This window comes from Sphingomonas sp., assembly GCF_013816785.1.
Taxonomy (GTDB): Bacteria; Pseudomonadota; Alphaproteobacteria; order Sphingomonadales; family Sphingomonadaceae; genus Sphingomicrobium.
Genome location: NZ_JACDDV010000038.1, coordinates 1 through 21,602, shown reverse-complemented (window position 1 = coordinate 21,602; position 21,602 = coordinate 1). Strand labels below are relative to the sequence as shown.

At 63.5% G+C, this 21,602-nt stretch carries 27 protein-coding genes and 2 pseudogenes; 17 read left to right on the top strand and 12 right to left on the bottom strand.

All coding sequences use genetic code 11. From position 1 onward, the window contains the following. The 3 genes and pseudogenes from H0W65_RS08825 to H0W65_RS08815 all read left to right on the top strand — a co-directional run. A pseudogene (locus tag H0W65_RS08825) lies at positions 1–707 on the top strand (carbamoyl phosphate synthase large subunit); the annotation flags it as partial. A gap of 72 nt (positions 708–779) precedes the next feature. After that, the gene (gene greA, locus H0W65_RS08820) at positions 780–1,256 is read left to right on the top strand and encodes a transcription elongation factor GreA (RefSeq protein ID WP_294006565.1); all 477 of its coding nucleotides are present in this window, start codon (positions 780–782) and stop codon (positions 1,254–1,256) included. Continuing rightward, entirely contained in the window at positions 1,256–1,882 is a 627-nt protein-coding gene (locus H0W65_RS08815) for a rhomboid family intramembrane serine protease (RefSeq protein WP_294006562.1), read from the top strand. The genes greA and H0W65_RS08815 overlap by 1 nt, the downstream gene beginning before the upstream one ends. A gap of 76 nt (positions 1,883–1,958) precedes the next feature. Here the strand turns inward: H0W65_RS08815 and H0W65_RS08810 are convergent, their stop codons facing one another. Further along, positions 1,959–2,279, bottom strand: a complete 321-nt coding sequence (locus H0W65_RS08810) for a hypothetical protein (protein ID WP_294006559.1) — start codon at positions 2,277–2,279, stop codon at positions 1,959–1,961. Between the two features lie 128 nt (positions 2,280–2,407). Between H0W65_RS08810 and H0W65_RS08805 the strand changes: the two genes are divergently transcribed. Then, positions 2,408–2,719 carry a GIY-YIG nuclease family protein gene (locus tag H0W65_RS08805; protein WP_294006556.1) on the top strand — a complete coding sequence of 104 codons (312 nt, stop codon included), beginning with the start codon at positions 2,408–2,410 and terminating at the stop codon, positions 2,717–2,719. A gap of 98 nt (positions 2,720–2,817) precedes the next feature. On the opposite strand, the gene H0W65_RS08800 is transcribed toward H0W65_RS08805, so the two are convergent. The 5 genes from H0W65_RS08800 to H0W65_RS08780 are packed head-to-tail and all read right to left on the bottom strand — an operon-like array spanning position 2,818 to position 4,771. Beyond that, on the bottom strand, positions 2,818–3,042 hold the full coding sequence (locus H0W65_RS08800) for a DUF4170 domain-containing protein (RefSeq protein ID WP_294006553.1): 225 nt from the start codon (positions 3,040–3,042) through the stop codon (positions 2,818–2,820). Between the two features lie 41 nt (positions 3,043–3,083). Beyond that, entirely contained in the window at positions 3,084–3,539 is a 456-nt protein-coding gene (locus H0W65_RS08795; protein WP_294006550.1) for a hypothetical protein, read from the bottom strand. A gap of 1 nt (position 3,540) precedes the next feature. Next, the gene (locus H0W65_RS08790) at positions 3,541–3,948 is read right to left on the bottom strand and encodes a hypothetical protein (RefSeq protein WP_294006547.1); all 408 of its coding nucleotides are present in this window, start codon (positions 3,946–3,948) and stop codon (positions 3,541–3,543) included. Then, positions 3,945–4,280, bottom strand: a complete 336-nt coding sequence (locus H0W65_RS08785; protein ID WP_294006544.1) for a phage holin family protein — start codon at positions 4,278–4,280, stop codon at positions 3,945–3,947. Before H0W65_RS08785 ends, H0W65_RS08790 begins: the two co-directional genes overlap by 4 nt. Then, positions 4,280–4,771: a hypothetical protein gene (locus H0W65_RS08780; protein WP_294006541.1), complete on the bottom strand. Its 492-nt coding sequence runs from the start codon at positions 4,769–4,771 to the stop codon at positions 4,280–4,282. The genes H0W65_RS08785 and H0W65_RS08780 overlap by 1 nt, the downstream gene beginning before the upstream one ends. Before the next feature lie 146 nt (positions 4,772–4,917). On the opposite strand from H0W65_RS08780, the gene eno reads away from it, so the two are divergent. From eno to H0W65_RS08745, 7 genes are all read left to right on the top strand, one after another. Continuing rightward, complete coding sequence (eno, locus tag H0W65_RS08775; RefSeq protein WP_294006538.1) at positions 4,918–6,207, top strand: phosphopyruvate hydratase; 1,290 nt, start codon at positions 4,918–4,920, stop codon at positions 6,205–6,207. 75 nt (positions 6,208–6,282) lie between these two features. Then, positions 6,283–6,591 carry a septum formation initiator family protein gene (locus H0W65_RS08770; RefSeq protein ID WP_294006536.1) on the top strand — a complete coding sequence of 103 codons (309 nt, stop codon included), beginning with the start codon at positions 6,283–6,285 and terminating at the stop codon, positions 6,589–6,591. 76 nt (positions 6,592–6,667) lie between these two features. Beyond that, complete coding sequence (pdhA, locus tag H0W65_RS08765) at positions 6,668–7,720, top strand: pyruvate dehydrogenase (acetyl-transferring) E1 component subunit alpha (RefSeq protein WP_294006533.1); 1,053 nt, start codon at positions 6,668–6,670, stop codon at positions 7,718–7,720. Further along, positions 7,720–9,126, top strand: a complete 1,407-nt coding sequence (locus tag H0W65_RS08760; RefSeq protein WP_294006530.1) for a pyruvate dehydrogenase complex E1 component subunit beta — start codon at positions 7,720–7,722, stop codon at positions 9,124–9,126. Before pdhA ends, H0W65_RS08760 begins: the two co-directional genes overlap by 1 nt. Before the next feature lie 4 nt (positions 9,127–9,130). Beyond that, complete coding sequence (locus tag H0W65_RS08755; RefSeq protein WP_294006528.1) at positions 9,131–9,751, top strand: hypothetical protein; 621 nt, start codon at positions 9,131–9,133, stop codon at positions 9,749–9,751. Positions 9,752–9,819: 68 nt separating this feature from the next. Continuing rightward, positions 9,820–10,260: an EF-hand domain-containing protein gene (locus H0W65_RS08750; protein WP_294006525.1), complete on the top strand. Its 441-nt coding sequence runs from the start codon at positions 9,820–9,822 to the stop codon at positions 10,258–10,260. 37 nt (positions 10,261–10,297) lie between these two features. Beyond that, positions 10,298–10,705 (top strand): BLUF domain-containing protein, encoded by a 408-nt coding sequence (locus H0W65_RS08745; RefSeq protein ID WP_294006522.1) that lies wholly within the window; start codon positions 10,298–10,300, stop codon positions 10,703–10,705. Between the two features lie 11 nt (positions 10,706–10,716). Here the strand turns inward: H0W65_RS08745 and trmFO are convergent, their stop codons facing one another. Both trmFO and H0W65_RS08735 read right to left on the bottom strand, forming a co-directional pair. After that, on the bottom strand, positions 10,717–12,105 hold the full coding sequence (gene trmFO, locus H0W65_RS08740; RefSeq protein ID WP_294006519.1) for a methylenetetrahydrofolate--tRNA-(uracil(54)-C(5))-methyltransferase (FADH(2)-oxidizing) TrmFO: 1,389 nt from the start codon (positions 12,103–12,105) through the stop codon (positions 10,717–10,719). A gap of 47 nt (positions 12,106–12,152) precedes the next feature. After that, positions 12,153–12,614 carry a hypothetical protein gene (locus tag H0W65_RS08735; protein WP_294006516.1) on the bottom strand — a complete coding sequence of 154 codons (462 nt, stop codon included), beginning with the start codon at positions 12,612–12,614 and terminating at the stop codon, positions 12,153–12,155. A gap of 165 nt (positions 12,615–12,779) precedes the next feature. On the opposite strand from H0W65_RS08735, the gene H0W65_RS08730 reads away from it, so the two are divergent. Continuing rightward, on the top strand, positions 12,780–13,169 hold the full coding sequence (locus H0W65_RS08730) for a VOC family protein (protein WP_294006513.1): 390 nt from the start codon (positions 12,780–12,782) through the stop codon (positions 13,167–13,169). 4 nt (positions 13,170–13,173) lie between these two features. After that, positions 13,174–13,605, top strand: coding sequence for a DUF488 family protein (locus H0W65_RS08725; RefSeq protein WP_294006510.1), 432 nt, complete (start codon positions 13,174–13,176; stop codon positions 13,603–13,605). 2 nt (positions 13,606–13,607) lie between these two features. On the opposite strand, the gene H0W65_RS08720 is transcribed toward H0W65_RS08725, so the two are convergent. Beyond that, a complete protein-coding gene (locus H0W65_RS08720; RefSeq protein WP_294006507.1) occupies positions 13,608–14,060 on the bottom strand; it encodes an Lrp/AsnC family transcriptional regulator in 453 nt (150 codons plus the stop codon). Positions 14,061–14,137: 77 nt separating this feature from the next. On the opposite strand from H0W65_RS08720, the gene H0W65_RS08715 reads away from it, so the two are divergent. Continuing rightward, on the top strand, positions 14,138–14,740 hold the full coding sequence (locus H0W65_RS08715) for a LysE family translocator (protein ID WP_294006504.1): 603 nt from the start codon (positions 14,138–14,140) through the stop codon (positions 14,738–14,740). A 254-nt stretch (positions 14,741–14,994) separates the two neighbouring features. After that, a complete protein-coding gene (locus tag H0W65_RS08710; RefSeq protein ID WP_294006501.1) occupies positions 14,995–15,435 on the top strand; it encodes a DUF4142 domain-containing protein in 441 nt (146 codons plus the stop codon). 72 nt (positions 15,436–15,507) lie between these two features. Here the strand turns inward: H0W65_RS08710 and H0W65_RS08705 are convergent, their stop codons facing one another. The 3 genes from H0W65_RS08705 to gyrA form a co-directional block, all read right to left on the bottom strand. Beyond that, the gene (locus tag H0W65_RS08705) at positions 15,508–15,972 is read right to left on the bottom strand and encodes a host attachment family protein (RefSeq protein WP_294006498.1); all 465 of its coding nucleotides are present in this window, start codon (positions 15,970–15,972) and stop codon (positions 15,508–15,510) included. Between the two features lie 230 nt (positions 15,973–16,202). Beyond that, a complete protein-coding gene (locus H0W65_RS08700) occupies positions 16,203–16,439 on the bottom strand; it encodes a hypothetical protein (protein ID WP_294006495.1) in 237 nt (78 codons plus the stop codon). A gap of 279 nt (positions 16,440–16,718) precedes the next feature. Continuing rightward, positions 16,719–19,496, bottom strand: a complete 2,778-nt coding sequence (gyrA, locus tag H0W65_RS08695; RefSeq protein WP_294006492.1) for a DNA gyrase subunit A — start codon at positions 19,494–19,496, stop codon at positions 16,719–16,721. A 327-nt stretch (positions 19,497–19,823) separates the two neighbouring features. Here gyrA and H0W65_RS08690 point away from each other — a divergent pair, with 327 nt between their 5' ends. Together H0W65_RS08690 and H0W65_RS08685 are read left to right on the top strand one after the other, a co-directional pair. Further along, positions 19,824–21,098: a tetratricopeptide repeat protein gene (locus tag H0W65_RS08690; RefSeq protein WP_294006490.1), complete on the top strand. Its 1,275-nt coding sequence runs from the start codon at positions 19,824–19,826 to the stop codon at positions 21,096–21,098. A gap of 140 nt (positions 21,099–21,238) precedes the next feature. Beyond that, positions 21,239–21,602, top strand: a pseudogene (locus H0W65_RS08685) (sensor histidine kinase); the annotation flags it as partial.

Genomic DNA, 21,602 nt, shown 5'->3' with positions numbered 1-21,602 from the left:
AAGTCAATCCGCGCGCATCGCGGACCGTGCCGTTCGTGGCCAAGGCGATCGGCCGCCCCATTGCCAAAATCGCGGCGCGAGTGATGGCGGGCGAGCCGCTGAGCAGCTTCGAGCCGATCGACCGCGACATCGGCCATATCGCGATCAAGGAAAGCGTTTTCCCCTTCGCGCGCTTTCCAGGGACCGATCCTATTTTGTCACCGGAAATGAAATCCACGGGTGAAGTCATGGGAATCGATAACAATTTCGATATCGCGTTCGCCAAATCACAGCTTGGCGGCGGGGTTATGCTGCCCAATGCCGGGACGGTGTTCATTTCGGTCAAGGACAGCGACAAGGTCCAGATCGCGCCCGCCGCCGCGAAAATGGCCGAGCTCGGCTTCACCCTGATCGCCACCGGCGGCACCGCTTCCTATCTGATCGAGCAAGGCCTGCCGGTCGAGCGGGTCAACAAGGTCGCGCAGGGCCGCCCGCACGTCGTCGACCGGATCGTCGACGGCGATGTCCAGCTGGTGTTCAACACCACCGAGGGGTGGCAATCGCTGAAGGACAGCCAGGCCATCCGCGAGGCGGCGCTCAAGGCCAAGCTGCCCTACTTCACCACCGCGGCGGCCAGCCTGGCGACGGCACGGGCGATCGAGGCGCTGCGTAGCCATGCGCTTGAAGTTCGGTCGCTCCAATCCTATTATTCCGCTTCCAAAGACTGAATTTTCTGACAATTCGCCCTTGTGACCGCTGACCTGCTGTCAGCGCCGGGCGGGTTTTGCAAAGGGGCAATGATCATGGCGAGCGACAAGGTGCCCATGCTGGCCGAGGGCCACCGCCAGTTGACCGAAGACGCCAAGCGTCTCAAGCTCGAGCGGCCCGAGATCATCGACGCGATCGAGGAAGCGCGCGCGCATGGCGATCTGTCCGAGAACGCCGAATATCACGCGGCGAAAGAACGGCAGGGCCAGGTCGAGGCGATGCTCGCCGACGTCGAGGATCGCCTTAGCCGCGCGCTGGTAATCGATCCGACCACCTTGAGCGGCGACAAGGTGGTATTCGGCGCGACCGTCACTTTGCTCGACGAGGAGAAGTCCAAGGTCAAATATCAACTCGTCGGACAGACCGAGGCCGACGCCAGGGTCGGGCGGATCAGCTATAATTCGCCTCTGGGGCGCGCGCTGATCGGCCGCCAGAAAGGCGAAGAGGTCGAGGTGACGACTCCGGCCGGCGAGCGCTATTACGAGATCGCCAAGATCGAATTCATCTGATGGATAGCCGTCGCTTCGGCGCGTCGGCGATCATCGGCCTGATCACCATCGCAGTGTCGGTGATGGCACTGGTGGTGAACCTTGAACAATTTGTCGGCGCGATGGGCTTCATTCCGGCGCGATTGTCGGGCGCCGATCTGCTGTCGCCTGCCATTCCGGCGTTCTTGACCCCGTTCAGCAGCGCGCTAATCCACGGCAGCTGGGTCCATCTGATCATCAACATGGTGATGCTGATGATCGTCGGCCCGCAGGTTGAGCGGGTAATCGGCATGAGCGGCCTGATCGTCGCCTATCTGGTCGGTGCGGTGGCGGCGGCGGCGGCCCAGTTCGCGGCCGATCCATCGAGCGCGGTGCCGATGGTCGGGGCGAGCGGGGCGATCAGCGCCCTGTTCGGTCTCTACGCCATCTTCTACGGCCGGCCCCAACAGTTCAGCGCCAATATGAAGATCAACCGCTGGATCCATGTCGCCTGGCTGCTGATCACCTGGATCGTCATCCAGATGATGAGCGCGGCGCTGGCCGGGGGCCAAGGCGTGCTTCTGGCGACCCCGGCGCATATTGGCGGATTCATTGCCGGGCTACTGATGCATCGCCCGCTATTGCTGTGGCGTTACCGCCGGGCGTGAGCGAAGGTCCGCTTTGGGTAGAAAGCGGACATTGCCTTTACCGCGTGAGGCGCTCGTAAGTGGCATGGCTCTCGACCTATTTCCCTTGTTGCCGGTCCTGCCAGCGTTTCCGTTCCGGCGTGAAGTCGCATAGCTCAACGTGGACAGTTCCAGTGGTTTCCCAAAATGTCCCGACGTGGCGAAGCTCAAGCACCAACACGTCGCCCGTGACGCCTTTGGCGGTAATTGGCGCATCGAGCCTGATGACGGCAGCGATTGGCTCGTTCTGGCCGGGAATGAAGCCCACCAGCGCTCCGTCTACAGAAGCTCTTCCTGACAGCCATGTGGGCTCGAAGTCGTAGCCGCCGCTTAGGCGGACGCGGTCTCCAGTTTGCAGGTCCCGTGTTTCGTTTGCCACGCGGGGATAATGACCGCGCAGCCGAACGTCCGCAATGGGTCGAAAGCGGAAGGCCGTTAAGGGTGAAAAGCGGACGTTCCAGCAATTCGTCATTCCCGCGAAAGCGGGAACCCAGCTAACAAAGACTCATGGCGCAAGACTTCTCCCCCACCGTCTACCTGCTGGCGTCTCGCCGTAACTGGACGATCTACACCGGCGTAACCTCAAATTTGCTCGCGCGCGTCGCCCAGCATCGTGAGGGGGTTGTCGCCGGTTTCACCCGCAAGCACGGCATCAAGCTGCTGGTCTGGTTCGAGATTCACGAAAACATGGAAAGCGCAATCCTGCGCGAGAAAAGGGTCAAGAGATGGGAGCGCGCGTGGAAGCTGGAAGTTCTCGAGGCAGGCAATCCGCAATGGCGTGATCTGGCAGAGGATTTCGGCTTTCCGCCGCTTGAATGAGTTTTTTATTGCGCTGGGTTCCCGCTTTCGCGGGAATGACGAGAGAGGGTGCGTCGGTCCGCAATGGGTCGAAAGCGGACGGGCCGCTTGGACGCCGGTCAGGCCGTCGGCGGGTTTTCGGGTTCGAGCAGGCGGTGGAGATGGACCACGACATATTTCATTTCGGCGTCGTCGACAGTGCGCTGCGCCGCGCCGCGCCAGGCGTCCTCGGCGTCGGCATAATTGTCGAACAGGCCGACGACGTCGACCGCGTTCAAATCGACGAAATCAAGGCCACGCGGATCCTTGACCCGGCCGCCGAAGACGAGGTGGAGCTTGCTCATGGCCCGGCCGCTAGCACCAAATCACCGGCTTGCGAACCGGGCTAGTCCTTGTTGCGCACGGCAGCGATCGCCGCCTGTCCCGAGGAGCGCGCGGCTTCGCCGATGCCGTCGATCAGCGATTGCACCGCGCTGGTCCCGGCATCGCGGGTGATGTTCAGCTCGGTCAGCTTCACGCGGCCGGCCTCGGTCGCGGCGCTGGCGGCCGCCTTGGCACCGTCGGTGATCCGCTCGCCAACCGGACCGATCAGCCTGTCCTCGATACGGCTTTTGGGCAGCAGCGCGGCGATCAGCGCGCCAACGGCTAGCCCGCCGCCAAGTGCCAGCAATGGTGCCTGACCCAAGCCCTCTTTGGCCTTGCCGCCCGCAGCGCTGGCGCGCTCCCTAGCCAAATCATAGGCTTCGATCGCTTTCTCGCGTGCACCATCGACGGCTTCCGCCGCGCGGTCGCGTAAGGAAGGGGGCTCGGGCTGGCGAGTGTTGGTCGGCTTGACGCTCATATCACTTCTCCGTTTTGCGCGGCGCGCGGGTAGCAACCTTTGTGCGCCGCTTTGCCGGCGATCGCACCGACGTTGCTGCTGTCGTCTTCAACGTCGTAGCGGGCGCGTCGGGTTCATCCGATGACGTCATGGCGTCGTAGATTTTGACCGCAGCGTCCTTGATCGGGGCGCGCGCCAGGAACATCGTCAGCGCGGCGATCACTCCGCCAACCGCCACCGGCCGGCTCTTGACCGCCTCGACCGCGTCCTCGGCCAGGTCGGCGCCCTTGATCTTGGCCTTTTCCCACGCTTCGCTGACCAGCGTCTTGGGTTGGAGCCGCAGTAGCAACTCGCGTGCCGTGTCGATCAGGGCCGCGCGGGTGCGCTCAACCTCGATGCGCGCGGCGACGATCTTGGGCGATTCCCTCATCGGCGCGAATCCCACTCGCGCTTGGCGAGAAGGCCGAGCAACCCGGCGATTGTGAAGGCGAAGAGAGTGGCGATAAGGCCGCCCGCCAGCGGCCCGATTAGCGTTGCCAGCGCGAGCGCGATCGTCATGCACAGCACAATCACGCCCGCCTGGAGGAATAGCAGTGCCGCTGCGCCGAGCAGGGCGGGACGCTTGGCGGCATCGACCTTCACCTCGGTGGTGGCCTTGATCAGGTCGATCTCGGCATGGGCATAAGCCTTGCCCTCGTCGACCAAGCGCGAGAACAGCTTGCCGACCGGTGCTTCCTCTTGGTCGATGCCCCCGTCGGTCATCAGCTCTTGTCGGACTTGCCCCGGTCGAGGCCCGATTTGAGCAGGCGGACGAGCGCGAACCCGACCACCGCGGCTCCGGCCAGCGCGACACCAGGACTCTTGCGGACGAACTCGCGGGTGTCGTCGATCAACTCGTCGGCGTCCTTTGAGGCGAGCTTGTTGGCGGCATCCTCGATGGCACCGGCAGCCTTACGCGCATAGTCGCCATATTCCTGCCCAAGCCGCTCATCGAGGCCGGTGGCGGTATCGCCGACAAGCTTGGAGACGTTGGCAAGCGCTTCGCTCGAGCGTTCGAGACCCTGGCCGACATAGCCGCGCGCCTTGTCGGCGGCCTGGCCCGACAATTTGTCGGTGCCGGTTTTCAACTTGTCGATCGCTTTGTCTCGGGTCGTGGGTTCGCGCACGATTAATGACTCCTCGGTCGCGGTCGTCGATGCCCCCGCGATCACCTGGTCGGTGCCCTCGGGCAGCTGATTGCTCTGGTCGGCCATTACCCTGTCTCCTTCTGCATGCGAACAACCCAGAAGGCCGGCCCATCGTTCCAGCGGCGCGCAGGCAAAGTTGCACGCTTTGCCGTGCGCCGTATAGGGGCGACATCGAGCGGCCCGCCCGCCTCGTCGAAAAATGGGGAATCTACATGACCGCGATCGTCGACATCCACGCCCGGCAAATCCTCGACAGCCGCGGCAACCCTACGGTCGAGGTCGATGTGACGCTGGAAGATGGGTCGCTGGGCCGTGCGGCGGTGCCCTCGGGCGCCTCGACCGGCGCGCACGAAGCGGTCGAGAAGCGCGACGGCGACAAGAGTCGATGGGGCGGTAAGGGGGTCGGCGATGCTGTGCGCAGCGTCAACGGGCCGATCGCGGAGACGATTACCGGTTATGAGGCCGAGGACCAGGCTGAGATCGATGCGGCGATGATCGATCTGGACGGTACCGCGAACAAGGCCAAGCTCGGCGCCAATGCGATCTTGGGCGTCAGCCTGGCGGTCGCCAAGGCAGCGGCAGAAGCGCGCGGCCTTCCGCTCTACCGCTACGTCGGCGGGGTCGGCGCGACGATCCTGCCGGTGCCGATGATGAACATTTTGAACGGCGGGGCGCACGCCGACAATCCGATCGATTTCCAGGAATTCATGGTGATGCCGGTCGGCGCGGACAGTTTTTCCGAAGCACTGAGGTGCGGAGCCGAAATCTTCCATGCGCTGAAGAGCGAACTCCATTCGAAGGGGCTGAGCACCGCGGTCGGCGACGAGGGTGGGTTCGCGCCCGACATCGCCTCTGCGCGAGCCGCGCTGGACCTGATTGGCGAAGCGGTTGGGGCCGCCGGCTACCACCTCGGCAAGGACGTGCTGATCGCGCTCGATCCCGCCGCGAGCGAATTTTTCAGGGACGGCGCCTATGCGATGACCGGGGAAGGACTGACGTTGTCGCCGGACGAGATGGCGGCCTATCTGACCAAGCTGGCCGACGACTATCCGATCGCGTCGATCGAGGACGGCCTGGCCGAGGACGACATGGCCGGGTGGAAAGCGCTGACCCACCAGCTTGGGGACCGGGTCCAGTTGGTCGGCGACGACCTGTTCGTGACCAACGAGGCGCGGCTGGCCGACGGCATACGTGACGGCATCGCCAATTCGATCCTGATCAAGGTCAACCAAATCGGCACGCTGACTGAAACGGTGCGGGCGGTGCGCCTGGCGCAGTCGTCGGGCTATACGGCGGTAATGTCGCATCGCTCGGGCGAGACCGAGGATACGACCATCGCCGACCTCGCGGTTGCGCTCGGCTGCGGTCAGATCAAGACCGGAAGCCTTGCGCGCTCCGACCGCACGGCGAAGTATAACCAGCTGCTGCGGATCGAAGAGGAGCTCGGCGACGCGGCGCGCTATCCGGGCGCTTCGGCGCTCACCGCCTACAATCCGCGCTAAGCCACGGGAAAAATTCTGTGAATCCCGATACGAAAGCGCTTGCCTTCATGACGTCTTTCTGATTCTTAGGCGCTTATGAAGCGGGGCACCAAAAGGGGATTGATCCAACGCGCGGCATGGCCCGCGGTCGCGCTGGTCATCGTCGGCACATTCGCCGGCCATGCCATCGCCGGTCCCAACGGCCTGTTCGCGTGGCGCGGCTATTCCCAGAACCTTGAAAAGCGAAAGCTGGAGCTGACCGCGCTCCAGACCGAACGTAGCCGGCTACGCCATCGCTCGGCACTACTCGACCCACGCAAGGCCGACCCCGACATGGCGGACGAGTTGGTCCGCCAAGATTTGGGCCTGATCCGCCCCGACGAGGTCATTCTCCCGCTCGAATAGCGCAACGCTACGGCATTGCCCTTTGCCGGTCGCGGCTTCTATACGGCCGCCAAGACCGATTGAACTGGAGAGAATATTGGCTCGTCCCGCCAAGAAAGCCGCCGCGACGACCGCGCCGGCGATTCCCAACCGCGAACGCCCGGCCGAGCCGAAGCGCTACCAGGCGACCAAGGACGAGCTGCTCGATTTCTATAAGCAGATGTTGCTCATCCGCCGTTTCGAGGAGCGGGCGGGGCAGCTATACGGGCTCGGCCTGATCGGCGGCTTCTGCCACCTCTACATCGGCCAGGAAGCGGTAGCGGTGGGCCTGCAAAGCGCGATGAAGGTCGGGCGCGACAGCGTCATCACCGGATATCGCGACCACGGTCACATGCTCGCCTATGGCATCGATCCCAAGCTGATCATGGCCGAGCTGACTGGGCGCGCCGCCGGCATCTCCAAGGGCAAGGGCGGGTCGATGCACATGTTCAGCGTCGAGCACGGCTTTTACGGCGGCCACGGCATCGTCGGCGCCCAGGTCAGCCTCGGTACTGGGCTCGCGTTCAAGCACCAATATGCCGGCGACGGCGGCACCTGCCTGACCTATTTCGGCGACGGGGCGGCCAACCAGGGTCAGGTTTATGAAAGCTTCAACATGGCGAAGCTGTGGGACCTGCCGGTGATCTACGCGATCGAAAACAATCAATACGCGATGGGTACCAGCGTCGAACGCTCGTCGTCCGAGCCGGATTTCTACAAGCGCGGCGAGAGCCACCGCATTCCCGGTATCCAGGTTGACGGAATGGACGTGCTCGCGGTGCGCGGGGCGGCCGAGGAAGCGATGGCGTGGACGCGAGGCGGGAAGGGGCCGATCATCCTCGAATTGAAGACCTATCGCTATCGCGGCCATTCGATGAGCGACCCCGCCAAATACCGCACGCGCGAAGAAGTGCAGGATTTTCGCGAGCATCGCGACCCGATCGACCACGCCGCGAAAGAACTGGGGAAGGCTGGGGTCAGCGCTGAAGAATTGAAAGCAATCGATAAGGAAATCAAAGATATCGTGGTCAACGCTGCCAAGTTCGCTGAAGACGCGCCCGAACCCGCGGCCGCCGAACTCTACACCGACGTGTTGGTGGAGAGCTACTAATGGGCATCGAACTCAAAATGCCGGCGCTGTCGCCGACGATGGAGGAAGGCACGCTCGCCAAGTGGCTGGTCAAGGAGGGTGACACCGTGGCGTCGGGCGACATCCTTGCCGAGATCGAGACCGATAAGGCGACGATGGAGTTTGAAGCGGTCGACGAGGGGACGATCTCGAAGATCCTCGTTCCTGAAGGGTCGGACGGGGTGAAGGTCGGGACGGTGATCGCGCTGATGGGTGGGGATGGGGAGGCGGCAAGCCCCTCTCCCCTCGCGGGAGAGGGACAGGCTGGCGAAGCCAGCCAGGGAGAGGGGGCTGCGCCAGCGGTTTCCCCATCCGAGCAACCGACTCCAACTGCGCCCCCTCTCCCCGCTCAGCCTCCGGCTGAGTCGCCCTCTCTCGCGAGCTCTCCCGCGAGGGGAGAGGGGCAAGCCACTTCGACCACCGTGCGCGAGGCGCTACGCGACGCGATGGCCGAGGAAATGCGCCGCGACGACCGCGTGTTCGTGATGGGTGAGGAGGTCGCGCAGTATCAAGGCGCCTACAAGGTGACCCAAGGCCTGCTCGACGAGTTTGGAGCCAAGCGCGTGATCGACACGCCGATCACCGAACATGGCTTTGCAGGTATCGGCGCGGGCGCGGCAATGGGCGGCCTCAAGCCGATCATCGAGTTCATGACCTTCAACTTCGCGATGCAGGCGATCGACCACATCATCAATTCGGCCGCCAAGACCAATTATATGTCGGGCGGCCAGATGCGGTGCCCGATCGTGTTCCGCGGCCCCAATGGCGCGGCGGCGCGGGTCGGGGCGCAGCACAGTCAGAATTACGGACCGTGGTACGCCAGTGTTCCCGGCCTGGTGGTGATCGCGCCTTACAGCGCGGCCGATGCCAAAGGCCTTCTTAAGGCCGCGATCCGCAGCGACGATCCAGTCGTGTTCCTGGAGAATGAGCTGCTCTACGGCCAGAGCTTCGACGTGCCGGAGATCGATGACTATGTCCTACCGATCGGCAAGGCGCATATCGCCCGCGCCGGCAAGGACGTGACGTTGGTGAGCTACTCGATCGGCGTCGGGGTCGCGCTCGAGGCGGCGGAGAAGTTGGCCGGCGAGGGGATCGAGGCCGAGGTGATCGACCTCAGAACGCTGCGCCCGCTGGACAAAGCGACGGTGCTGACGTCGCTCGCCAAGACCAACCGGCTGGTGGTGGTCGAGGAAGGTTGGCCGACCTGCTCGATCGCCAGCGAGATCGTCGCCATCTGCATGGAGGATGGCTTCGACGACCTCGACGCGCCGGTGACGCGGGTGACCAACGAGGACGTGCCGCTGCCCTACGCCGCCAACCTTGAGAAGCTGGCGCTGATCAAGGCCGATGACGTCGTCAAGGCGGCAAAGGCGGTCCTCTATCGCTGACCCGATGCGGGACCGTGATCTGGTCCGGCTCTACTGGCCGGTGGAGCTTCGCCCCGCCTTCGATGCGCTGTTCGCGATCGACGATGCGCTGGGCGATGTCGTGGCGACCTCGACCGAGCCGGCGCTGGGTGCGATCCGGCTGGCATGGTGGCGCGAAGCGCTGCAGCGGCTCGACACCGCGCCGCCGCCGCCCGAGCCAAAGTTGTACGCGGCAGTCCAGGAGTTGCTGTCGCGGGGGATTAGCGGCGAGGTCTTGGCCGGGCTGGAGGATGGCTGGGCCACCTTGCTCGACGAGGAGGCCGACACCGACCGAATCGCCGAACGCGGCGCGCGGCTGTTCGCCATCGCGGCACAGTTGCTCGGGGCAACCGACGAGCGGCTGGCCGACGCCGGACGGCTGTTCTCGTTCGCCCAGGTCGCGCGACGCGGCCTCGCTCCTTTTCCCAAGGAATTGGCCTTCGACAGACTGCGCGGCCATCGCTTTGCCCGGGCGGCTCGCCCGCTGACCGCGCTTGCCCGCCTTGCCGCGCGCGATCGGAAACGGGCCCCCGGAATGGAGCCGGAGGCGACCCCTGCGCGAGCCGCCGCGCTGCTGGCGCACCGGCTGTTTGGGATCGTTGCCTAAAGCGATTGAACTGCGACCGTTTCGGCCCTAACCCTCATTTTGCCGGATCGCCTTCCTTTGGAGGGGTCATGGCCCGTTTCCTTGCCGGCGTTGCTTCCTGTTTCCTGCTCCTGACCGGGGCTTTTCTGCTGTGGCAGGGCCGCGCCCAATCGCCCGCCCCCCCGCCCGCGCCGCAACCGCGCCTCGCATCGGTCCGCGCGCCGATGACCTTGTCGGTAATTCCCGACGCGCCGCTGGCCGACGCCAAGAGCAAGGAAGAGAAACGCTTCGCCCGCGCGGATAAAGATGAGGACGGCAAAATCACTCTGGCCGAACTGGTCGAGCCGCGGCGCAAGGCGTTTGCCAAGCTCGACCTCAATCAGGACGGCAAATTGGGCTTTGAGGAATGGTCGGTCAAAACGATCGACAAATATAAAGCAGCCGACAGGGACGCGAACCACTCCCTCAGCCCTGCCGAATATGCCGCTACCGCGCCCAAACGGAAGGCCAAGCCAGCCTGCGGTTGCTGAGGCTTGCCGCGCGACGCCCGGAGGTTACAATGGCGGTGTGGAACTCAAATCCCTGACCTATACGAGCTGGGCCGCGCCCGGCATGACGTCGGAACAACTCAGTGCAATTCTTTCGTCGGCGCGAACCAACAATCCGTTGGACGGAATTAGCGGCCTACTGATATTCAATGGCGTGGCTTTTATGCAGGTCCTCGAAGGGGCAGGGTCGGCGATCGACGACCTTGCTGGGCGCTTGGTGGCCGACACGCGGCACAGCAACATGTCGATCCGCGACGAGCGACCGATCGACCGGCGCAGCTTTCCTGATTGGGCCATGGCCTATCTCGAGCTCGAGGCCGGTGAATTTATCGGCGACGCCGAGGTAGAACGCGCGCTTCGACGCGACTTGCCCGATTCGCTTCGCAACGTGATGCTCGGCCTCGTCCACAATTTGTCGCCACACTGACGCAGGATTCGTCAGTCTTCGACCATGCTGTGTAGCGCCAGGCCGGGCACGACCTCGCCAGGATTGTTACCGTGGCCGAGCCACGTCGTCAGCGCCTCCCGCGCCCGATCGGTATAGATCCGCTTGCGATCGCCTTTCTTGACCCGGGGACCGGTGAGCGGCGGCATCAGGCCAAAGTTGATGTTCATCGGCTGATAGGTGTCGGCGGTGGCTCCGCCGGTGATATGACCGAGCAAGGCGCCGAGCGCGGTTTCGAGTGGGGGTGGGGCAAGGGGCTTTGCGGCGATTTCGGCGGCGGTAAAGCGTGCGGCGAGGAGGCCGATCGCGGCGCTTTCGACATAACCCTCGCAGCCGGTGATCTGGCCGGCGAAGCGGATGTGCGGCAGGGCCTTCAGGCGTAGCTCATGGTCGAGCAGCTCGGGAGAGCGGATGAAGCTGTTGCGGTGAATGCCGCCAAGCCGTGCGAACTCTGCCTTCTCAAGCCCCGGAATGGTGCGGAAAATGCGCACCTGCTCGCCATGTTTAAGCTTGGTTTGGAAGCCGACCATGTTCCACAGCGTGCCGAACGCATTGTCTTGGCGCAGCTGGACGCAGGCATAGGGCCAACGCCCGGTTTTGGGGTCGTCGAGGCCGACGCCCTTCATTGGACCGTAGCGCAATGTTTCAACCCCGCGCGACGCCATCACCTCGATCGGCATGCAGCCTTCGAAATAGGGCGTGTCCTTCTCCCACTGCTTAAACTCGGTCTTCTCGCCGTCGTTCAAGGCGGCGACGAAGGCGTCATATTGCTCCTTCGTCATCGGGCAGTTGATATAGTCCTTGCCGCCGCCCTCTGCCGAACCACGATCCCATCGCGCGGCCATCCAGCAAATGTCCATGTCGATGCTGTCGCGATGGACGATCGGGGCGATCGCATCGAAAAAGGCGAGAGCGTCCTTGCCGGTGGCTGCGGCGATCGCGTCGGCGAGGCCGGGCGCGGTCAGCGGGCCGGTGGCGATGATCGTCGGGCCAGAGGCGGGGAGGGCGTCGACCCGCTCGCGCACCACCTCGATCTTGGGATGGGCCGCAATCCGCCGCGTGACTTCGTCGGCGAAGCCTTCGCGGTCGACCGCGAGTGCCGAGCCGGCGGGCACCTTGTGAAGCTCGGCCGCGGCCATGATCAGCGAGTCGAGCGCGCGCATTTCCTGGTGCAGGAGCCCGACCGCGTTGTTTTCGGCGTCGTCCGAACGAAAACTGTTTGAGCAGACCATTTCAGCGAGGCGATCGGATTCGTGGGCCGCAGTGGTACCGCCGCCCCCGCGCATCTCGCTCAACCGAACTCGCACGCCTGCTTCGGCGAGTTGCCAGGCCGCCTCCGACCCGGCGAGCCCGCCGCCAATGATGTGAACGTCAAAGGTCATAGCCGAGGTTTAGCCCGCCGCCAGCTGCCCAGGAACCCCGTTGCGGGTCACTGGGAGCCGCAATAATCCCTGTCTTTACCGACGCAAGTAAATTGAGTGACAAGCACAACGGCTGCAATCGCGACGGCGGCTACACCAATCCCGACCCAGGTTCCGCTCGACAGCCCGACCTTTCGCTCCGCATCGGTGCCGCCCTGCTGCCTGAGGTGCAGGACCTCGTCGACACGAATACCGCCGAGCTTCAGCTCCGGCCTGGCCCCGGCGAAGTCCAGCGACATGCCATCCCCGATTCGCGTGGTGATCCGACCGTCGCTAGAAACATTCGATCGGGTTGGCGCGATCGTCAGAGCAGCTTCGGGTTTGGCGGGCGAATGCGTTCCCAGGGACAGGCGCAAGCGCGCCCCGACGAAGGCACCAGGGCGAACGTTACCCGAATCTTGCCAACCGGCCGCCGAAAGCGGCGACGCGAGGGTTGCGACGAAGATAATTGATGCCGTGAATTTACGCATGAATGTTGTTCCTGCAAATGGACGTCCGGCCTGTTTGTAGGGTCTATAAATACGGCTCGATTAAGGCCAAAGCGGCTCGGCTCTCGCAGGGGCAACTGTTCGAGCAAACTTATTTCGGCGGAGCACTGTTTGGCACGGGTGGCGGACGGCACAGGAGAACAGACCATGCTCGATCATATCGGCATCGCAATTTCCAACATCGCCCGATCCGAAGCATTCTATGCGGCGGCGCTGGTTCCGCTCGGCATCACCAAGCTCTACGAATATGGGCCCGACAAGACCGACAGCGGGGGCACCGCGATCGGTTTTGGCAAGGACAAGATGCCGTTCTTCTGGGTCGGCGACAATGAGCGGGTTGGGGAGGGCACGCACGTCGCCTTCACCGCGGCCGACCGGGCAGGGGTGGATGCATTCTACGAAGCGGCGATGAAGGCGGGTGGAAGGGACAATGGCGCGCCCGGCCTGAGGTCCAAATATCATCCGAACTATTATGCCGCTTTCGTTTTGGATCCCGACGGCATTAACGTCGAGGCGGTCAGCCACAAACCGGAATAACGCAATGCGCATTTTCACGATCGGCTATGAGGGCAGCATTCAGTCGGACTTCATCGGCGCGCTGAAGACGGCCGGTGTTGAGCGGGTGATCGACGTGCGCGCCGTGCCGCTGTCGCGCAAGCCGGGTTTTTCAAAGACTATCCTCGCCAACGGATTGGCCGAGGCCGGGATCGACTATGCCCATCTCAAGGCTCTGGGTACCCCGCCCGAGGGGCGCGAGGCGGCGCGCAAGGGGCGGCAGGCAGAACTCGAGCGCATTTACGCCGGCCAGCTCGAACTCCCGGAAGCGATGGTCCAGGCAGCGCAATTGCTCGAGCTTGCGGCGGAGCGGCCGAGCGCACTGCTGTGCTTCGAGCGTGACCCTGCCGCTTGTCATCGCTCGCTGCTGCTCAGCGCGGTCGCGCCGGACGCTGAGGTGGTCGACCTGTTCGCCTGACGTCAGCCGCGCGCATCCTTGGACGATTCGAGGACGACGAAGGATGAGATGGTCGTCACTGAGGGGAGCGCGCCGAGCGTATCGGTGTGGAAGCGCTTGTAGGTTTGAATGTCGCCGACCTCGACCCGCAACAGATATTCGTAAATGCCGGTGATGTTATGGCATTCTCGCACTTCGGGAGAAAGGGCCATGGCGCTTTCGAACGCCTTCTGCGCTGCCTTGTTATGAGCGGAAAGGCCGACCGCAATATAGGCGATGAAGCCGTTTCCGAGCGCCCGCGGGTCGAGGACGGCGCGATAACCGACGATGATCCCGATGCGCTCCAACTCCTGCACCCGGCGAAGGCACGCGGAAGCTGAAAGGCCGACACGTTCGGCGAGGGCCGTGTTGGTGATTCGCCCCTCCTGGCACAATTCGCGCAAGATTCTTTGGTCGAGTTGATCCAGTCCCGCCATAAGTTGCGTTTTTTCGTTATTTTCGCTGATTTTTGCAAGTAATTTTCGGCTACTTCCGCATAAAATGCCGTATGAGCATGATCGATACCCTCTCCGCATTGACCCTGTTCGCGTTCGTATCGTCGGTCACCCCGGGGCCGAACAATCTGATGCTGCTGTCGTCCGGCACGCGATTCGGATTTCGGCGAACAATCCCGCACATGCTCGGCATCGCCGTCGGGTTTGTGTTGATGATCGTTCTCGTCGGGCTCGGCCTGGCGCGCCTGTTCGAAGTGTTTCCCCAACTCCAACTTGCGTTGACGATCGCGAGCGTCGCCTACTTGCTGTTCCTGGCGTGGAAAATCGCAACCGCGAAGGCTCCGGCGACGGGCGACGAAACGGTGGCCGGCAAGCCGCTGACTTTCCTCCAGGCGGCGGCGTTTCAATGGGTCAATCCCAAAGCGTGGACGATGGCTTTGACTGCGCTGTCGGCTTATATGCCGCGGACCGATCCCTGGACCGGCATCGTCATCGTCGCGGCGGTGTGCGGCATGGTCAATTTGCCGTCGGTGTCGGTGTGGGCGGCGATGGGCTCACAGATGCGGCGGTTCCTGGCCGAACCTAGGAAGCTGCGCGCGTTCAACCTCACCGCCGCCGCCCTACTGGTCGTGTCACTCTACCCGACCATCGCCCACGGCTGAATCCCGTTCGCCCCGCACTTGCGACGACGCACCTGTACCTTTAGCGCTGGGTCCGCAATGCGGTGTTTCGGAACCGCTTGCGCGATGGCCAGTTGCCCAAGACAATCATCGGCACACGAGGAGAAACCCGGATGAGGCGCTTAGCCATTCTTTTTGGAGCAGCTGCTATAATTGCCGGCTGTTCAACGACGGCGTCGGTGCCACCGCCCATGCAGCTAGTTGATCCGACAAATCCGCTCTTCGCGCCAGGTTACGTGGCGCAGGCCGCGAGCGGTGACCAGTTCGAGATCCGATCGGGGCAGCTCGCGCTTCAGCGATCGACCAATCCCGCGGTTCGAAACCTTGCGAGCTTGGTGATTGCCGACCACATGCGCACTAGTCGGATGATCGCGGCCGCGGCGAAATCCGTGGGGATCGTTCCACCCCCACCAAGCCTTCTACCTCCCCATCAAGCGATGCTGGATCGGCTGCGGTCGAGCCTGACCTTCGACCAGGATTTCGAGTGGAGGCAGAGGGACGCACTTCAGCAAGCCCTTAAACTCCACCAGAATTACGCCTCAAGCGGCGACAATCGAAAGCTGCGCAGCGTCGCCGCGAAAGCAGTGCCGATCATTCAGATGCACCTGCAGCAAGCTCAGTTCCTCAACACCGCGCCACCAACGGTTCCACCGCCGCCACCTCCGCCTATTCGGTGACCGGGCCAAAGCGGGCAGGTTTTCGTTTCAGGGCGGCCCCGCATTAATATCGCTGGGCCGCCCAATTCCGGCTTAGGCGCGCGGCAGTTCCGCTAGTGTCTCGTCAAGGATCATCGACTCGATGTCAGCGATCGGTCGGCCGCTCATTTCCTTGGCGATTTCGCACACCACGCGGCGCGCCGCTTCCTTATGCAGCTTTTTGCGCAATTCGCCGAGCGTCTTGGGCGGAGCAATGATGGCGAGTGCAGTGAAGTCGTGCGCCAGCGCGCGTTTGTTAACCTCCTCGGCAGCGGTCTTGGCCCAGCGATCTTCCTCGAGCTGATGGAAGTCGGTTTCCTCATAGGTTGAACGGCCGCTGCTTGCCGATTGCCTCACCGATCCCGGGCCATCGGTCTTCATTTCGGCGTCGCTCGCATCCTGCCGCTCATCGTGAGCTTCGGTTCGTAGGTCGATTTGGTTGATGTCGCCATGATTGCGGAAAAACAAAGTCTTGCGGCCGTCGGTAACGAGGACGAGGGCATTGTTGGCAAGCGGCATGAGGTTCTCCTTCAGTTGAGACGTCCCCATGCCAACGCGCCCTCTAGCGGCACCGTTCCTCATTCCGTCCCGTCGCCCGACGCAAGTTTTCTCCAACCGTCGCATCGAACGCTGGCGGGACGGCAAAGTTAGTTGCTGCCGGCCGTAATCCTTATCCTTGCCGGCGCGGGCCCAGTGGGCGCATCTATTGGATCGACCTGTTGGCCTAAACGTCGGCGAGGCCTTCGTCCCTAGTCGCTGGCACGATCGGCCTCAATAACCTTGGCGACGAAGACGGCGGCGCCGATAACCACCGTTGCCCCAGCCGCGATGGCGATCCATCCGCCTGTGGACAAGCCCTGCTTAGATCCCCGGACGTCGGACCCGCGTTGGGCCAGGCTCAACACCTTGTCGGCGCGGACCCCGCCGAACGTCAGCTCGGGTTTCCGGCCGGCGAGGTTGAGGGTTACGCCTTCACCTATACTCATAGTCAGGCCGCTGGCAGACCGGCGTGAAAGGGTTGGAGCAAGAGCCAACCCGACTTGGGGCCGTGCAACCGCATGCGAACCAAGCGGGAACCGCAGCCGTGCGCCGACGAAGCCGCCATGTTGTAGGTCTGTCTTTCCCTGCCAATCGGCAGCCTGAATCGGCGAGGCGAAGCATGCCACCATGGCCGCGAACGCAATCGTTTTTCTCATCCTGATCCCCTCCGCCACACTCTCGCGGCAGCGGCAATACTCAAAAGAATGTGGCTGAAATAAGGGGGTTCAATCCGCTGAGCGGCCTAACTCATTTTCTTCAACCACCGCATCGTCGGCCGGCGCATGCTCACTGCCACCGTCAAGTTCTATTTCCTCCGCTTCGCTTTCATCGATGCGGGCGACCGAGACGACCTTTTCGGTGTCGGCGATCTTGAAGATGGTCACACCCTGCGTGTTGCGGCTGGCGATGCGAATGTCGCCGACGGTGGTACGGATCATTTTGCCTTGGTCGGTGACCAGCATCAGCTGCTCGCCCGGCTTGACCGGGAAGCTTGCTATGACCCCGCCATTGCGGTCGGAGGTGACGATGTTGGTAATACCCTGGCCGCCGCGATTCGTGCGGCGATATTCGTAGGTCGACGAACGCTTGCCATAGCCGTTTTCGGTGATCGTCAGCAGGAATTGCTCACCTTCGGCCAGCTCGGCGAAGCGATCTTGAGGAAGCGTGCAATCGCCTTCCTTTTCACCCTTCCACGGTGCGAAGCGGAGATAGGCTTCGCGCTCTTCCTGGCTAGTGCCGACGCGGCGCAGGATCGACATCGAGATAACCTGGTCGTCGCCAAGCAGGCGGACGCCGCGCACTCCGGTCGAGGAGCGCGACTGGAATTCGCGCACGTCGGTCGACAGGAAGCGGATCGCCTTGCCGTTTTTGGTCGCCAACAGGACGTCGTCGTCTTCGGTCAGCAGCTTGACCGCGATCAACCGATCGGTCGGATCGCCTTGCTCGCCTTCCTCTTCGCTAATGCCAAACTTCATCGCAATCTTGCCGGCGGTCGGGATGTTGGTGAAGGCGCCCATCGAATTGCGCCGCACCGTGCCCTTGCAGGTGGCGAACATGATGTGGAGATTGTCCCATTCGGCCTCGTCCTGCGGCAGCGGCAGGACGGTGGTGATGACCTCGCCCTCTGCTAGCGGGAACAGGTTGATCATCGGGCGGCCGCGCGCCGTCGGACCGCCTTCGGGCAGCCTCCACACCTTCACCCGGTACACTCGGCCGAGATTGGAGAAGAATAGCACCGGGTTGTGGGTCGAGGTGACGAACAATTCGGTGACGATATCCTCCTCCTTGGTGCCCATGCCGCTGCGGCCCTTACCGCCGCGCTTCTGCTCGCGGAACAAGGCGAGCGGGGTACGCTTGATGTAGCCGGTCATGGTCACCGTCACGACCATGTCCTCGACCTCGATCAGGTCTTCGTCCTCAAGCCCGTCGAAGGCGGCGGTAATCTCGGCCACGCGCGGGGTCGCGAACTCGGTTTCGACGGCGTCGAATTCCTCGCGCATCACTTCGCATAGACGCGCACGATTGCCCAATATTTCAAGCAGTTCGCCGATCGATTTGGCAAGTCCTTCCAACTCGCCGCCAATTTCGTCGCGACCCAATTGGGTGAGGCGGTGGAGCCGAAGCTCGAGGATCGCCTTCACTTGTTGCTCGGAAAGTCGGTAGGTCTCGCCCGCGGCCTGTGCTTCGACCGCCTCGACCAGCTTGATGTAAGGCCGGATCTCGTCGGCCGCCCAATCACGCTGCAGCAATTTTTCGCGCGCTTCGGCCGGGCTGGCCGACCCGCGGATCATCTTTACCACCTCATCGAGGTGGGTGACCGCGACGACCAGGCCGAGCAAGATATGTGCCCGCTCGCGCGCTTTGAGCAGCTCAAATTTCGAACGGCGGGTGATCACTTCCTCGCGGAACTGGACGAAGCTCTGGATGATATCGCGCAAGGTCAGCGTTTCGGGCCGTCCGCCACGGATCGCGAGCATGTTGGCCGGGAAGCTCGACTGCGCCGGGGTATGACGCCACAGCTGGTTCAACACCACTTCGGGAGTGGCATCGCGCTTGAGCTCGATGACGATGCGCACGCCATGCCGATTGGATTCATCCCGAATGTCGGAAACGCCCTCGATCCGCTTTTCCTTGGCGGCCTCGGCGATCTTTTCGACAAGTCCGTTTTTGCCAACCTGGTAGGGGATCGCGGTCAGCACGATCGAGCGCCGCTCGCCGCGGCCTTCCTCGACGTGGGCCCGGCTGCGCATCAAAATCGAGCCGCGGCCCGTGGTGTAGGCCGAGCGAATGCCGGCGGTGCCGAGGATCAGCGGCGCGGTCGGAAAATCGGGGCCTTTGACATGCTCCATCAAGCCCTCGGACGTGATCGCCGGGTCGTCGAGATAAGCGCGGCAGGCGTGGAGCACTTCGCCGAGATTATGCGGCGGGATATTGGTCGCCATGCCGACGGCGATCCCGCCGGCGCCGTTGACCAGCAAATTGGGGAAGCGCGCCGGGAGCACCTGCGGCTCGCGCTCGGACGCGTCATAGTTCGGCGTGAAGTCGACCGTGTCCTTGTCGATGTCGCCGAGCAAGAAATTGGCGACCTTTGCGAGCCGCGCTTCGGTGTAGCGCATCGCCGCCGGCGGATCGGGGTCCATCGATCCGAAATTGCCCTGGCCGTCGATCAGCGGCACGCGCATCGACCAATCCTGCGTCATCCGCGCGAGCGCGTCGTAGATCGCGCTGTCGCCGTGGGGGTGATATTTACCCATGACGTCGCCGACGATGCGGCTCGACTTGCGATATTGGCGACCGGCAACGTAGCCCGCCTCCTGACAGGCATAGAGGATGCGGCGATGAACCGGCTTCAACCCGTCGCGCACGTCGGGCAGGGCGCGCGCGACGATGACCGACATGGCATAGTCGAGATAGCTGGTCTTCATCTCCTCGACGATGGAAATGGGGGCAATGTCGCCGTGCGCGGGCGGGGCGGTGTCGTCGGCCGGAGGCTGGGTCGCCAAGGATAAGTCCTGTCGTGTTGAAAAATCGTCGAAAAGCGGAAGAATCGCTTGCTCTTAAAAGCAAGCGCACCTCCGCCGACCGTGCTAGCCGATGACGCGGACGAGCGCCACCCCGCGCCCGCGCTCGCGCGCCCGCGCGAGGATGATGAGCCACGAGCCGCCAAGACCCTGGCGATTTCCCCTCCTTTTCAAGATGTTCAATTGGCATTCAGCCAACCCGGGTCATTGCCACTTTTCGGCATCGCCCAAGCCGTCTATGGATGGCCAGCGAACCAATTGATCATGTTGCGCACGGGGCACTCCGGCGCGGCGTATCTGGAGAAAGCGATGAACCCGACCCATTCCGCGCTCGCCTTTGTACTGGCACTCGGCGCAACCCCGGCCCTGGCTCAATATGGGCCGAGTGCGCCGCCGCCCCAGGTTCCGGTCAGGCCCATGACTCCGGCAACGGCCGAACCTACGGGTTCGGGCTACAAGCCGGTCATTTCGAACCAGGCGCGCAAGGAAATCGTCGAGCTGCAGACGGCGGTCAACGCGAAGGATGTCGCCAATATTCCGGCCAAGCTCGCGGCGGCGCAGGCCAAGGCGAAGACCAAGGATGACAAATATGTCATCGCCCGGCTCCAACTGAAGGCGGCACTCGACGCCAACGACAATAGCGCGATGGCGGTCGCGATCGAGGGGCTCATTGCGTCGGGTGCGGTGCCAAGCGGAGAATCGGTTGTTCTCTACAACAATCTCGGCAAGCTTAATTACAACGCCAAGGCCTATGACAAGGCGGGCGCAGCGTTCGAGCGCGTGCTTCAGATCGATCCGGTCAACCAGGATGCGCTGATCATGCTGGGCGAAACCCGCAACTCGCAGGGGCGCGCCGCCGATGGCGTGACGATGATTCAAAAAGCTATCGCCGCGCGCCGCGCTGCGGGCGGGAAACCCGACGAGGCCTGGTACAAGCGCGCGGTAGCGTTGGCCTATAACGCCAACCTTCCGGCCGCACCGGCGCTGGCGCGGGACTGGGCGTCCGCCTATCCCAGCCCGAAGAACTGGCGCGATGCGATCCGCATTTATCAGACCAGCAGCAAGCTGCCCGATGACGAATTGCTAGATTCGATGCGCCTGGCGCAGGCGGCGGGCGCGCTGACCGGCGAGAATGACTATTTCCGCTTTGCCAACACTTTGGTCTCGAAGGGCTTCCCGGGCGAGGCCAAAACGGTGCTGGATCAGGGGTTCGCCGCCAATACGATCAAGAAGTCCAGCCCGACCTTCGCCCAGCTGTACGGCGTCGCGACGGTCAAGTCGCAAGGCGACCGGGCCTCGCTCGCAGCGTCGGCAAAGACCGCGCTGGCGGGCGCGGCGGTGCGGCCGGTGATGGTCACTGCCGATGCCTATTATGGCTATGGCGATTATGCCGAGGCGGCGTCGTTGTATCGCGCCGCGCTGACCAAGAGCGGCGCCGACAAGAATCTCGCCAACCTCCGACTTGGCATGGCACTGGCCCGATCGGGCGACAAGGCGGGCGCTACCCTTGCCCTGGGTGCCGTCGGCGGCGCCCAAGCCGAGGTCGCCAAATTGTGGCTCGCCTACCTCGCGACCAAGGCCTGACCCGACAAACTTCGCCGGTGAAAAGGGGGGCGCCGGGTCGATCGGATCCGGCGCCCTTATTCGTCCCAAAACGGGATGGTTAACCGCCATGCCCTGTCGTGCAACGCGCGTGCCTTGCATGGCTCATCGGCAACGCCTTGATGGGAACGAGTTCAACCGTGCGCTTCGACGACCGACTCAAGACGGTGATGACCCAGCCGGTCGCGGACGCGCACGATCGAACCGTTCGCTGGCGGCAACTGGTCGACCTCCTGTCGCGGCCGCACGACGCGATCGACCCGGCGCTTTACGATGCCGCGCTGGCCATGGTGCGATCGGGGGCTCGATCGGTGGCCCGGCCGGTGCGTGCGGCCACCGCGCGGAGCATCGCCGGGCGCGCGTCCGACCCTCGCCTGCTTGCCATTTTCGCGGCTGACCGGCTGGAGGTCGCCGCGCCGGTTCTGGCGGCCGCGCCGCTCGACGCGTCGGGATGGGCACAGGTGAGCGCCGCGGCCAGTGTCGAGG

Coding starts and splice junctions, on each gene's coding strand:
- H0W65_RS08720 (WP_294006507.1), bottom strand. CDS start 14,060: ATGGCGGGACTGGATCAACTCGACCAAAGAATCTTGCGCGAATTGTGC.
- H0W65_RS08690 (WP_294006490.1), top strand. CDS start 19,824: ATGAACCCGACCCATTCCGCGCTCGCCTTTGTACTGGCACTCGGCGCA.
- H0W65_RS08790 (WP_294006547.1), bottom strand. CDS start 3,948: ATGAGGGAATCGCCCAAGATCGTCGCCGCGCGCATCGAGGTTGAGCGC.
- H0W65_RS08735 (WP_294006516.1), bottom strand. CDS start 12,614: ATGCGTAAATTCACGGCATCAATTATCTTCGTCGCAACCCTCGCGTCG.
- H0W65_RS08700 (WP_294006495.1), bottom strand. CDS start 16,439: ATGAGTATAGGTGAAGGCGTAACCCTCAACCTCGCCGGCCGGAAACCC.
- H0W65_RS08800 (WP_294006553.1), bottom strand. CDS start 3,042: ATGAGCAAGCTCCACCTCGTCTTCGGCGGCCGGGTCAAGGATCCGCGT.
- H0W65_RS08805 (WP_294006556.1), top strand. CDS start 2,408: ATGGCGCAAGACTTCTCCCCCACCGTCTACCTGCTGGCGTCTCGCCGT.
- H0W65_RS08725 (WP_294006510.1), top strand. CDS start 13,174: ATGCGCATTTTCACGATCGGCTATGAGGGCAGCATTCAGTCGGACTTC.
- eno (WP_294006538.1), top strand. CDS start 4,918: ATGACCGCGATCGTCGACATCCACGCCCGGCAAATCCTCGACAGCCGC.
- H0W65_RS08780 (WP_294006541.1), bottom strand. CDS start 4,771: ATGGCCGACCAGAGCAATCAGCTGCCCGAGGGCACCGACCAGGTGATC.
- H0W65_RS08705 (WP_294006498.1), bottom strand. CDS start 15,972: ATGCCGCTTGCCAACAATGCCCTCGTCCTCGTTACCGACGGCCGCAAG.
- H0W65_RS08730 (WP_294006513.1), top strand. CDS start 12,780: ATGCTCGATCATATCGGCATCGCAATTTCCAACATCGCCCGATCCGAA.
- H0W65_RS08760 (WP_294006530.1), top strand. CDS start 7,720: ATGGGCATCGAACTCAAAATGCCGGCGCTGTCGCCGACGATGGAGGAA.
- H0W65_RS08755 (WP_294006528.1), top strand. CDS start 9,131: ATGCGGGACCGTGATCTGGTCCGGCTCTACTGGCCGGTGGAGCTTCGC.
- H0W65_RS08815 (WP_294006562.1), top strand. CDS start 1,256: ATGGATAGCCGTCGCTTCGGCGCGTCGGCGATCATCGGCCTGATCACC.
- H0W65_RS08750 (WP_294006525.1), top strand. CDS start 9,820: ATGGCCCGTTTCCTTGCCGGCGTTGCTTCCTGTTTCCTGCTCCTGACC.
- H0W65_RS08785 (WP_294006544.1), bottom strand. CDS start 4,280: ATGACCGACGGGGGCATCGACCAAGAGGAAGCACCGGTCGGCAAGCTG.
- H0W65_RS08795 (WP_294006550.1), bottom strand. CDS start 3,539: ATGAGCGTCAAGCCGACCAACACTCGCCAGCCCGAGCCCCCTTCCTTA.
- H0W65_RS08715 (WP_294006504.1), top strand. CDS start 14,138: ATGATCGATACCCTCTCCGCATTGACCCTGTTCGCGTTCGTATCGTCG.
- H0W65_RS08770 (WP_294006536.1), top strand. CDS start 6,283: ATGAAGCGGGGCACCAAAAGGGGATTGATCCAACGCGCGGCATGGCCC.
- trmFO (WP_294006519.1), bottom strand. CDS start 12,105: ATGACCTTTGACGTTCACATCATTGGCGGCGGGCTCGCCGGGTCGGAG.